Source organism: Alcanivorax sp. (assembly GCF_002733835.1).
Taxonomy (GTDB): Bacteria; Pseudomonadota; Gammaproteobacteria; order Pseudomonadales; family Alcanivoracaceae; genus Alcanivorax.
Genome location: NZ_NVWY01000048.1, coordinates 17822 through 29527 on the forward strand (window position 1 = coordinate 17822; position 11706 = coordinate 29527).

Below are 11706 nucleotides of genomic sequence, written 5' to 3' on the forward strand. Positions count from 1 at the left end.
GCCACCGCCAACGGTGGCCGGTATAAACGCCGGCACCGCCGCCCCTCTTTTATCAAGATCCCCGGGAATAAAGCCAGGGTATTAGCGAACCGGTCGTGGGGACGTGATTACTGAGAGGAGTAGTGAGCTGGCTCAGGTGCACGTATAGATATCGAAGCGCACCGCCTTGCCTTTCTGGCTGAACGACGGCTCGATGTCAGCCAAATAGCTCGCCTTTACCGGGCGTTTTACGACGACGCGGGCGGGGGAAAGGGAGCGGGCCCAGTCCAGTAGCTGCTCCTCTTCAGCCTTATCCGGATAGGGACAAAGCCGTTGCAACCACTGCAAGTCTTTCTTTACCGCAGCACTTTTTTCCCGAGCCGGAAACATGGGATCCAGATACACAGCGTGAAGAGTCCGCGGCTCAGTAGTTCTGCTGTCCTCGCACGCCAGCAACTGCATGTTGGCAACCAGGCCGGCAGGCGCTCTTTGCAGGCCATCCGCAAGCATGGCATGAAGAATCGGCGAACGTTCCGCCAGCAACACCTGAAACCCTGCCTGCGCCATCAGCGCGGCATCACGACCGAGACCAGCGGTGGCATCGAGCACGCGGATCCGCTCGTCTTTGGGCTTGCCCAGCGCCTTGATCAGGCGCTCGTGGCGCACCCGCTCAGGTGTTAGCCGGTAGCCCTGCTTTCCGTCACAGAAGCTAACCGTCAGCGGCGTTTCCTTACCCTGCGGACGCCACAGGCTCAGGCACGCATTATGCCAGCCCAGCACCAGTTCGAGCGAGCGAGCACAGGCCTGCGTTTCGTTTTCCACCGGCGCACCCGGCAAGCCTGACGGGCAACCGGGTAACAGACCGAGCACAGTGTCCAGAGAGCCACTCAGGGTCATGCCAGCCAGAACAACAGGGCCACGCCCAGAATCAGCCGATAGATGACAAACGGCAGCATGCCGATGCGCTCCAGCAGGCGAATGAAGAACACAATGGTCAGGTAAGCCGTCACCGCGCTAACCACGACACCCAGGGCCATCATCGCCCAGTCCACCGCGATTTGTTGTTCGATCAGATCTTTGGTTTTCAGCAGCCCCGCGCCCAGAATCACCGGTATGGACAGCAAAAAGGAAAAACGCGCCGCGTCTTCACGGCGATACCCCAATGCCAGCGCCGCGGTAATGGTGATGCCGCTACGCGAGGTGCCTGGGATCAACGCCAGCGCCTGGGCCAGGCCGATAAAAATGGCGCCGGCAATACCCAACCGGGCCAGCGAAAACGCCCGCTTGCCGAAGGCATCAGATGCCCATAACAGAGCCCCGAATACCAACGTAGTGATGGCAATCACCAGCGCCGAGCGCAATTCCTGTTCAATAAAATCATCACCAAGAAAACCGAACACCACAGCCGGAATGGTGGCCAGCACCACCAGTAACCCCAGCTTCAGATCATCATTCATTTGCCGCTGCTGCACCGCCACGCCAGCGCCGCCTACCATGGCCACCAGATCACGGCGGTAATACACCATCACCGCCAGCAAGGTGCCCAAATGCACCGCCACATCAAAAGCCAGCCCCTGATCGGGCCAGCCCAAAATCTGTGATGGAAGAATCAAGTGGGCGGAACTGGAGATAGGGAGGAACTCGGTGAGCCCCTGTATCAGAGCCAGAACCAGAGCCTGAAACCAATCCATGGAATATCCTTATTAAATGAAACGTCAGTGACGAGTCACGAGTTGCGAGGAGCGAACATCAAAACCGGTTTGGTTTTCGAAACTCGCTCCTCGTCACTCGTAACGTTTTCTATTCGTCAGCGGTAATCTGATAACCCTTCAGGAACTCCGGGGGCATACGCCGCGGCTTGCCGGAATCCAGTGCCACACACACCCAACGGGTACGACCGCGCAGCAGGGTCAGGCTATCGGATTCACGCACAATCTGATAACGGCGGGTAATACTGATGCGCTCATCATTGTGAACGATCCAGGTGCCGATTTTCAGGTTTTCACCCTCAAAGGCCGGCGCCAGATAATCCACTTCGGTGTGGCGCGCCACCATGCCCCGGTTGAGCTTCTGATACAGGTCCCAGCCCAATCCCAGTTCGGTGGTGTGATGCCAGGCGATCTGCTCCATAAAGCGCAGGTACTCGGTGTTGTTCACATGCCCCATCACATCAATGGCTTCGGCTGGTACGGTCACCGTTAGCTCATGCACATTGGGAAGGTCCCAGTTGATCATCGTACAGCTCCCTGAATCACTTGGTCTCGCAAATAGACTGGCTGTGCCAGCTCCGCACTGACACCCTCTCCGCGTTCGAATGCTGATAATGCCAGCTGCGCCACCGCTTTCGCATGGGGGTGGGCGTCAATAACGCAGCGGCTTACGCCATAGGACGCCACCAGCGCGTCCTGGTAGACCAGCCCGGAACCGACAATCATCCAGTCCGCCGACGGCAGATCCGGCAAGGCATCGGGGTTAAACAGGCCATCGTTGAGAACCGCATTGGCCGCGCCGTCCTCACACTCATAGGCACCCAGGTACACCTCGCCCATACGTGCGTCGAAACAGGCAATCACATGGGAGTGCGCCTGTATCGCCTGCGCACTGAGTGCGCAGGCCGCCAGGGTGGAAATCCCCACCACGGGCAGATCCGCCGAAAACGCCAGCCCCTGAGTCACCGCGGCAGCCACACGCACGCCGGTGAACGCGCCCGGACCATGGCCGAAGGCAATGCCATCAAGGTCCTTCAAGCGGACCCCGGCATCGGCCAGCAGCCCTTCAACCATTGGCAGCACCAGCTCGGTCTGTCGCCGTGGCGCGTGTTCAAAACGTTCGACCACATTGCCATCGTCCAGCAACGCCACCGAGCAGGTTTCGCCTGCGGTTTCCAGTGCGAGTATCCGCGTCATGATTCCATCTTTTCCGCTTCCAGGCCCTGCCGGGCCAGATAATCAAAAAACCGTTGCACCACGTCGAGCTTACGGGTGCGGGTCATGTTGGGCAGGCTGTTGATGAACAACTTGCCATAACTGCGCGTTAACAGTCGCGGGTCCGCCACCACCAGTAAACCTGTGTCTTTCGGATCACGAATCAGCCGCCCGGCCCCCTGGCGCAAGGCCAGCACCGCCTGGGGAAGTTGATAATCGCGGAACGCATTACCGCCGTTGCGGTTAATGTGCTCGATACGCGCTGCCGCCACCGGGTCACCAGGAGAGCCAAAAGGCAATTTATCAATGATCACACAACTGAGCGCTTCACCACGGACATCAATGCCCTCCCAGAAGCTGCTGGTCCCCAGCAACACGGCATTGCCCTTCTCCCGGAATGCCTCCAGCAATTCACGCCGGCCAGACTCGCCCTGCACCAGCAAAGGGTAATCCAGCTTCTGGCGAAGGATAACGGCCGCTTCGCGTAACGCTCTGTGACTCGTAAACAGGAAAAAAGTGCGCCCTTTCGCCGCATTAATCACCGGCACCATGGCATTGGTAAGCTGTGCGGTGTACTCGCGGTCGTTCGGGGCCGGCAGGCCTTCCGGGGCATAAAACACCGCCTGGCGTTTGAAATCGAAGGGGCTTTCCAGGCGCAGCGTGCGAGCAGCGTCCAGCCCCAGGCGATGTTGAATATGTTCGAAGCGCCCGCCCACCGACAGGGTGGCGGAGGTAAGAATCCAGCTGCAGGGGTGACGCTCACGCTGGGCCCGCAACTGCGCGGCCACAGACAACGGCGTGCTGTGCAGCACCACGGAACGTTTGAACGTCTCAAACCAGTACACCCGGTTGGGCTGGCCGCCTTTCAGGTAGGCCGCCAGGCAATCCACCTGTTCGCTAGCCCGCCGGGAACAGGCGTCCATGCCTCTGCTCGCCTTGGCCAGCGGCCCGAGGAAGGCGTCCAGCTCCTGCAAGGCCTGCAGCAGAGCTTCCCCGGCTTCAACCACCGCCTTGTTTTCGGCCACTTCCGTCCAGGGCTCACGGCGCTCACCGTCACCCAGGCTCAAACGCAAGTCCATGCCCCCTTTATCCACGGCGGCAACCAGGCGATTCAGCTCCGCCAGATCGGCTGCGGTATGCCCGGCTTCCGACAGGCTGTCGCGGCCCAGTTCCTGAATCTGCCGTGTGCTCAGGGTGTCCGCAAAAAACGCCGCGGCAATTTCAGGCAGCTGATGTGCCTCATCGAAAATCACCGTGTTGGCGGTGGGCAATAATTCAGACGCCGCACCATTGCCACGCAATGCGGCATCCGCAAAGAACAGATGATGATTCACCACCACCAGGTCAGCTTCCTGGGCTTCTTTGCGGGCCTTCATCAGGGGGCATTCGTTATAGCGGGGGCACTCCGTTCCCAGGCAATTGTCCGCGGTACTGGTCACCCAGGGCCATACTGGCGCATCTTCCGGAATCTGTTGCAGCTCGGCGATATCACCGGTACGGGTGCGCCCGGCCCAGTGCGCCACAATCTGCATCTGCCCTACGGTTTCACGGGTGAGAAAACGGGCGTCTTCCTGATGCAACTCCAGCCGGTACGGGCATAGGTAATTGGCACGCCCTTTTAACAGCGCCACTTTTCTCGGCAGGTTCAGGGCTTTCTTGACCATGGGCAGGTCTTTGAAGAACAGCTGGTCCTGCAAGCTCTTGGTGCCGGTGGACACCAACGTCGGGCCTTCAGACAGCAGTGCCGGCACCAGGTAAGCCAGCGTCTTGCCGGTGCCGGTTTCCGCTTCGACCAGCAGGGTGGCACCACTGCCAATCACGTCTTCCACCGCATCAGCCATTTCCAGCTGCGGTTCCCGCGGCTGGTAGCCAGGCAGGAGCGGCGCAAAGCGCGCTAAATCGGTAAGATGATTACGGGCGGTAGTCACATAATGTCCCTGAAACGTGTCTGCACTCGGGGCTGGCAAAACACAAGCTGTCAGCATCGCCCAACGCGCGCGCAGAGCATAGCCGATTCGCCCCCGGAACCCAACGCGAGAGCAAGACGAGAAGGCAATATGGTCGAATATACCTTAATCATTCTGGCCGGCGGGCAGGGGCAACGCATGGGCGGTGCCGACAAGGGACTGGTGGAGGTGGATGGCAAGCCGCTGGTCGCTCACCTGCTCGATAATCTACTCCCCCGCCCCACCCGCATTGTGATCAGTGCCAATCGCAATGCTGACCGCTATCAAGCCTGGGCCGATCAGGTGGTTGCGGATCGGCGCGACGGTTTTCCTGGACCGCTGGCCGGGTTGGAAGCCGCGCTGGGGGAAGCCCACGGCCTGTGCCTGTGCCTGCCCTGTGACCTGCTGACCCTGCCCACGGCCATGACTGAGGATTTGTTGGCGGCGGCGTCGATGGAGCATATTTGCGTTGCCCACGATCCGCTACGTCGGCAACCGCTATGCCTGGCCCTGTATGCCGAGCCTTGGCGAGACTCGCTCAGCGAATACCTGGATGCGGGCAAGCGCAGTGCGCACGGCTGGCTGGATCAGCTATGTGTTCAGCCAGTGACCGTGGCCACGCCGTTACAGAATCTGAATCACAGCGAACGTCTCGCAAGAGGCACATAACACGCAACCGGCGTGCAGCGTGTTGCTTGCTGCATGTTTGCGTCTTTCAAAACAACAATGCCCGCACAAGGCGGGCATTGTTATGGAACGAAAACGCAGTATTACGCGGTCACGTCCTGGATCTGCTTCATCAGGGCTACCTGATCAGCAGAAGGCTGTGCAGTTTGCAGCGCCATCAGCTTGCTCATGTCGCCTTCAATGCGGATCTGGCCGCTCATGAAGCCTTGCATGCCCGCAGACTGGTCACCTTCGATGAAGATGCGCTTGGCCAGGTCGGCCGGCAGGATCATGGTCGTCGGAGCGTCAGCGTGATGACCTTCTTCGATCATGCCACCCACCAGAGCCAGCTCTTTGTCGCCACCGTCAGCATTCACAGTGATATTGATTACCAGGTCAGCCAGGGCTGCCGGCGCTTCAACATTACCCGCGCCATCACGGATTTCTTTTACTTTTGCAAACCACTCGTCAGACAGAAATTCCAGGCTCATTCTTGTTTCTCCTTAAACCTATCGATATGACTTCGACGCCCCCTTTCACAGGGCTGGCACAGGCTTTATTGCTGCTAGCCAATTCAAACGAGCGTTCGAAACTTACCCGTACCTTATAGAAAGGCTCAGGGGGTGGCAATAGCCGCAGATGTGTCCTTATAGGACAAAAAAGCCCGGCAAAATGCCGGGCTTTTCGAACGCCTTAAATCAGCGTCAAACAGGCGATCAGAGGTCGTAGCCACGCTCTTCATGCAGGGCAATATCCAGGCCCTGTGTCTCTTCGTCGCCATCTACACGCAACGGCGCAAACAGGGCCACCAGCTTAAGCAGCACCCAGGTCACCACCGCGGTGTAAACAAAGGTGGCCACCACACCCAGCGCCTGGACGCCCAGCTGGTCCAGCATGGTGTACTCGGGCTTGGCAAAGCCGTAACCGGAGAACAGCCCCAGCTCAGTGGAGGCAAAAATACCGGCAAACAGGGTACCGAGAATACCGCCCACCCCGTGAACCGGGAAGACATCCAGAGAATCATCGATTTTCAGCTTGTGCTTGATAAAGATCACCGCGTAGAAGCAGATCACACCCGCAGACAGGCCAATCACCAACGCGGCGGCCGGCCCAACGAAGCCTGACGCCGGGGTGATCGTGCCAAGACCGGCCACCATACCGGTCGCAATGCCCAGTGCGGATGGCTTGCCGAATTTTTTCCACTCCATGGTAATCCACGCCAGCGAACCGGCGGCGGCAGAAATGTGCGTCACCAGCATGGCCATGGCCGCATCGCCATTGGCTGCCAGGGCCGAACCACCATTGAAACCGAACCAGCCCACCCACAGCATGCCGGCACCAGTCACGGTCATGGTCATGTTGTGCGGCATCATGCCCTGGGTCGGGAACCCTTTTCGGTTGCCCAGCACCATGGCGGCCACCAGCGCGGCCACACCGGCAGTGATGTGCACCACGGTACCACCGGCAAAGTCATACAGCCCCAGGTCAGCCAGCCAGCCGCCGCCCCAGACCCAGTGACACACCGGGATATACACCCCCAGCAGCCAGAGCACGGAAAACGCCAGCATCGGCCCGAAGCGCATGCGCTCGGCAAAAGCGCCGACGATCAGCGCTGGCGTAATAATGGCAAACGTCATCTGGAACAGCCCGTGCAGGCTTTTCGGCAAGGTGCCTTCCAGCGTCTCCCGGGTAATCCCGGAAAAGAACACATGATCCAGGCCACCGATCCAGGCATTCATGCTTCCACCATCGGAAAAGGCCAGGGAATAACCGCAGATCAACCACACCAGCGACACCGCGCAGGTGATGGCAAAACACTGCATCAAAACGGACAGAATGTTCTTGGCACGCACCAGGCCGCCATAGAACAGACTCAGGCCCGGCAGCGTCATGAACAGCACCAGCGCGGTGGCGGTGAGAATCCAGGCACTGTCACCGGTATCCAGGCCATCGGCAAGCGCCAGCGAAGGCAACATCAACAATACAGCTATCAATTTTTTCATCGTCGGGCCCCTTAAATGGCTTCGCTGCCGGTTTCACCGGTACGGATACGGATCACCTGCTCCAGGTCCGTCACGAAAATCTTGCCGTCACCGATCTTGCCGGTGCCGGCCGCTTTCATGATTGCCTCGATCGCCTGGTCCAGCTGCTCTTCACGGACCGCCAGCTCCAGCTTCACCTTGGGAACAAAATCCACCACGTACTCTGCCCCCCGATACAGTTCGGTGTGCCCTTTCTGGCGTCCAAACCCCTTTACCTCGGTAATCGTCATGCCCTGCACCCCAATCTGGGCCAGCGCATCACGCACCTCTTCGGCCTTAAACGGCTTGACCACCGCAGTCAGCATTTTCATTCGGTATCTCCTCGTCCTCATGCACCAACACAAAACGTGCCGGAAACTTGCACCGACAAGGAGCATTCAAGAATCAGGCCACAAAATAGTGCACGCAATTTCAATCGGTTAGCGGTGAACATTATTCATTGCGCACCACAAAAGAACGTCGCACCACAAAGATGCACCATGGATGGGCGCCAACGGCATTAAATTGGCGCATGCCCCCGGATCAAACAGCACAAGACGTGCCGGTACGCACCAAAACACACCAGCGCCAAGCAGAGAGAAAAGCAAGCAGAGAGAAGACAGGCAAGAAAGCAGAACAGAAAGGGCAACGGAGCTGGCCGCTGCCCTTGGGCGGGAGACTCAGTAAAGGTAGTTGAACATCTTGCGGCGGTATTCACTGGCCAGCGGATCGCCTTTGGGCAGGCATTCGAACACTTCCAGCAATGCACTGCGGGCGACGCCATCGCGAAAATCACGGTGGTTACGCAACAGCTGCAACAGCGCCTCAAGCCCCGCTTGAAACTGCCCCGCTGCGGCGGCCTGCAAGCCGTAGGCATATAGGTCTTCCGGCGTGGGCTTGTCGGCAATACGGGCAGACAGCTCCGTCAGACTCTCCCCGGCCCCTTCCAGCTTCTCCAGCAACGCGAAACGTGCCCGGAACGGGCGTAACGGTTCCGCATCTTCTGTCACTTGCGCCAGCACCGACTGGGCATCATCCAGGCGCCCTTCTCCCAACAGCAACTCCACCAGCAGGGCACGAATGGCATGCTTGTCCGGGCTCTGTTCCAGAGTCTGCCGTAACGCGCCTTCCGCCTGCTCCGTGTGGCCCGCCTCAATGGCCATGCGCACCTGCTCGATGAACCCTTCTTCCTGCTGTTGTTGTGCCGCTTCCGGATCAACCACCGGGGCCAACCACTGGCGCAACGCGCCTTCGGTCTGTGCCCCATCCAGCTCGCTGACCAGCTGCCCCTGATACACCAGCTTCAGGCTGGGCAGACTGCGCACACCAAACTGGCTGGCCAGCATTTGCTGTTCATCTGCATTCACTTTCGCCAGCAGCACCTTGCCCTGGTATTCATTGACCAGCCGCTCCAGTATCGGTGCCATCTGCTGACAGGGCTGGCACCAGCTGGCCCAGAAATCCACGATCACCGGGATCTGTTGGGATTGTTCAAGGATTTGCTGAATATTCTGCTCTGTGGCTTCAATGATAGGGCTGTTCGGCTGCAACGCTATGCTCCTGAAAACGCATTAAAAGTGGCGCCAAGTGTAAGGCATCATCCAGATTAAATCCGGTTAAATCCTGTGCAACTTGTGCCATCTGCGCGTTAGACTGAAGCCAGGTGTACGGTTTGAAGTTCCTGGCGGCAGTTTCACGCGCTCTCCATGGTAACGCCCGTATGCTGGAAGGTATTCCACCCAGGCAAAGGAGATCACCATGCTTAGCCTATTGGCTATTGTGTTGTTAATTGCCACGCTGATGACCCTCTTCTATCAGCAAATCAGCCGAGGCATTGGCAGTGCCGTTTTCGTTATTGTGTGGCTGCTCTGCGGCTTCCTCGCTTCCTGGCTGTTCCATCCCATTTCCCTGATTCTGCTCGCCGCCGGCGTTACCGTGCTCAACCACGTGGACCTGCGACAGAAGTTCATCACCAAACCGGTATACAACGCGCTGGGCAAAGTCATGCCAGCCATTGGCGATACCGAACGCGAAGCCATCGAGGCGGGCACCACCTGGTTCGAAGCCGACCTGTTCTCCGGCCGACCGGATTGGGAGAAATTCGCTCACATTCAGTTCACCACGCTCACCGATGACGAGCAGTCCTTCATCGACAACGAAGTGGTGCAATTGTGCGACATGCTTGATGAGTGGCAGATCTTCCACGAACTGCGAGACCTGCCCGAAGAGGTCTGGGATTTCCTCAAGCACAAGGGCTTTTTCAGCCTGATCATTCCCACCGAGTACGGCGGCAAGGCCTTCTCGCCCTATGCGCAAAGCCGCATCATGAGCAAGATTGCCACCCGCTCACTCACCGCCGCCGTCACCGCCATGGTGCCCAACTCTCTTGGCCCGGGTGAACTGTTGGCGGAATACGGCACCCAGGAACAGAAAGACCGCTGGTTGCCCGGCCTTGCCAAGGGCGACGAGATTCCCTGCTTTGGCCTTACCGGGCCGGAAGCCGGTTCCGATGCCGGCGCCATTCCCGATACCGGCGTCATCTGCAAAGGCAAGATCGACGGCAAGGAAGTGCTGGGCATGCGCCTGAACTTCGCCAAACGCTGGATCACCCTGGCCCCGGTGGCCACGGTGGTGGGGCTTGCGTTCAAGCTTTATGACCCGGAAAAACTGCTCGGTGATGAGGAAGACCTCGGTATCACCTGCGCCCTGATTCCCGCCGACACCAAAGGCGTGGAAATCGGCCGCCGGCACTACCCCGGTTCCCCGTTCATGAACGGCCCCATCAATGGCAAGGATGTGTTCGTGCCTCTCGATGCCATCATCGGCGGCCCGGATATGGCCGGCAAAGGCTGGCGCATGCTGATTGAATGCCTCGGTGCCGGCCGCGGCGTCTCCCTGCCTGCACTGGCCACCGCCAGTGGCGAAATGGGCTACCGGATGACCGGTGCCTTTGGCCGCATTCGTCGCCAGTTCAATACGGCCGTCGGCGAATTCGAGGGCGTACAGGAAGCGTCCGCCGATGTGGCGGCGCTGGCCTACACCCTGGAAGCCTACCGCCATCTGGTGACCCGTTCGCTGGAAGACGGCGCACCGTCCGTGGTGACCGCCATGGCCAAATACCATGCCACCGAAATGATGCGTGAGCTGATCAACCACGGCATGGATATCGCCGGTGGCCGCGGCATCCAGCTGGGCCCGCGTAACTTCCTGGCCCTGCCCTATCAGTCCACCCCCATTGCCATCACCGTGGAAGGGGCCAACATCCTCACCCGCTCACTGATGATCTTCGGCCAAGGCGCCATGCGCTGCCATCCGTTCCTCTATGACGAACTGCAAGCCATACAGGCGGAAGACAAGAAGCAGGGGCTGCAGGACTTCGATGACCTGTTCTTCTCCCATGCAGGCCATACGCTGGGCAATATCAGCAGTGCCATCGTGCAGGCCTTCGCGGGCCCCTACCTGTCTGATGCCCCCGGTAATTCCGACGCGTTCAGTGCGCCCTGGTATCGTCTGGTCAGCCGCTACAGTGCGGTACTGGCCAGCGTCTCGGACATGGCCCTGGCGCTGCTGGGCGGCGATCTGAAGCGGCGCGAGCTGCTGTCCGCCCGGCTGGGTGATGTGCACAGCCAGCTGCTGATTGCCTGTGCCATTCTCAAGTACCACGCCACCCTGCCCCGCGATGAGGCCAACGATGCCCATGCGCACTATGCGCTGCGGCTGGCCTTCAGCCGGGCCCACGACTCCCTGGAAGCGTTCTCGCGCAACTTCGGTTTCTTTGGCCTCGGCCACGTGCTCAAGCGCCTGTTCTTCCCGCTGGGTCGCCCCTGCAAGGCCCAGGCACCCAGCGACGATCAGATACGCACTCTGGGGCAGATGATCATGGAACCCAGTTCGGTGCGTGATGCGCTGGCGGAACCCGCCTATATCTCCCAGGATCCGGAGGATTCCATCGGCCGCGTGGAAGCCACCTTCAACAAACTGTTGGAAGTGGAGCCCGGCTTCCTTGCTTACCTGAAGGCAGAAGGCAAAGGTCAGCTGGAAGGCGAGACCGTGCTGGAAAAACTGCAGGATGCGGCCCGCAGCGATATTCGAGCGGTTTCAATCCACACGCCCGTAAAGGGCGCGACATCAACGGCTAGGGATTAACCTAGCCCAAACGGAGTTTCAATC

The 11706-nt window shown here is 59.4% G+C and carries 11 protein-coding genes; 2 read left to right on the forward strand and 9 right to left on the reverse strand.

All coding sequences use genetic code 11. From position 1 onward, the window contains the following. Positions 1-132: 132 nt before the first annotated feature. The 5 genes from COA55_RS15690 to COA55_RS15710 form a co-directional block, all read right to left on the reverse strand. Positions 133-876 (reverse strand): class I SAM-dependent methyltransferase, encoded by a 744-nt coding sequence (locus tag COA55_RS15690; RefSeq protein WP_290502906.1) that lies wholly within the window; start codon positions 874-876, stop codon positions 133-135. Continuing rightward, a complete protein-coding gene (locus COA55_RS15695; RefSeq protein ID WP_290502907.1) occupies positions 873-1670 on the reverse strand; it encodes an undecaprenyl-diphosphate phosphatase in 798 nt (265 codons plus the stop codon). The genes COA55_RS15690 and COA55_RS15695 overlap by 4 nt, the downstream gene beginning before the upstream one ends. A gap of 109 nt (positions 1671-1779) precedes the next feature. After that, positions 1780-2214, reverse strand: coding sequence for a thioesterase family protein (locus COA55_RS15700; RefSeq protein WP_290502908.1), 435 nt, complete (start codon positions 2212-2214; stop codon positions 1780-1782). Next, positions 2211-2885 carry a tRNA (adenosine(37)-N6)-threonylcarbamoyltransferase complex dimerization subunit type 1 TsaB gene (gene tsaB, locus COA55_RS15705; protein WP_290502910.1) on the reverse strand — a complete coding sequence of 225 codons (675 nt, stop codon included), beginning with the start codon at positions 2883-2885 and terminating at the stop codon, positions 2211-2213. Before tsaB ends, COA55_RS15700 begins: the two co-directional genes overlap by 4 nt. Further along, a complete protein-coding gene (locus tag COA55_RS15710) occupies positions 2882-4831 on the reverse strand; it encodes an ATP-dependent DNA helicase (protein ID WP_290502912.1) in 1950 nt (649 codons plus the stop codon). Before COA55_RS15710 ends, tsaB begins: the two co-directional genes overlap by 4 nt. A 129-nt stretch (positions 4832-4960) precedes the next feature. Here COA55_RS15710 and mobA point away from each other — a divergent pair, with 129 nt between their 5' ends. Continuing rightward, on the forward strand, positions 4961-5518 hold the full coding sequence (gene mobA / locus COA55_RS15715) for a molybdenum cofactor guanylyltransferase MobA (protein WP_290502913.1): 558 nt from the start codon (positions 4961-4963) through the stop codon (positions 5516-5518). A 101-nt stretch (positions 5519-5619) separates the two neighbouring features. On the opposite strand, the gene COA55_RS15720 is transcribed toward mobA, so the two are convergent. From COA55_RS15720 to COA55_RS15735, 4 genes are all read right to left on the reverse strand, one after another. Then, complete coding sequence (locus COA55_RS15720; RefSeq protein ID WP_007150082.1) at positions 5620-6006, reverse strand: SCP2 sterol-binding domain-containing protein; 387 nt, start codon at positions 6004-6006, stop codon at positions 5620-5622. Positions 6007-6231: 225 nt separating this feature from the next. Continuing rightward, positions 6232-7518 (reverse strand): ammonium transporter, encoded by a 1287-nt coding sequence (locus tag COA55_RS15725; RefSeq protein WP_290502915.1) that lies wholly within the window; start codon positions 7516-7518, stop codon positions 6232-6234. Between the two features lie 11 nt (positions 7519-7529). Continuing rightward, the gene (locus COA55_RS15730; RefSeq protein ID WP_063518540.1) at positions 7530-7868 is read right to left on the reverse strand and encodes a P-II family nitrogen regulator; all 339 of its coding nucleotides are present in this window, start codon (positions 7866-7868) and stop codon (positions 7530-7532) included. Between the two features lie 348 nt (positions 7869-8216). Next, positions 8217-9086 carry a tetratricopeptide repeat protein gene (locus COA55_RS15735; RefSeq protein ID WP_063537441.1) on the reverse strand — a complete coding sequence of 290 codons (870 nt, stop codon included), beginning with the start codon at positions 9084-9086 and terminating at the stop codon, positions 8217-8219. Between the two features lie 208 nt (positions 9087-9294). On the opposite strand from COA55_RS15735, the gene COA55_RS15740 reads away from it, so the two are divergent. Then, positions 9295-11682, forward strand: coding sequence for an acyl-CoA dehydrogenase (locus COA55_RS15740; RefSeq protein ID WP_290502916.1), 2388 nt, complete (start codon positions 9295-9297; stop codon positions 11680-11682). Positions 11683-11706: the final 24 nt, after the last annotated feature.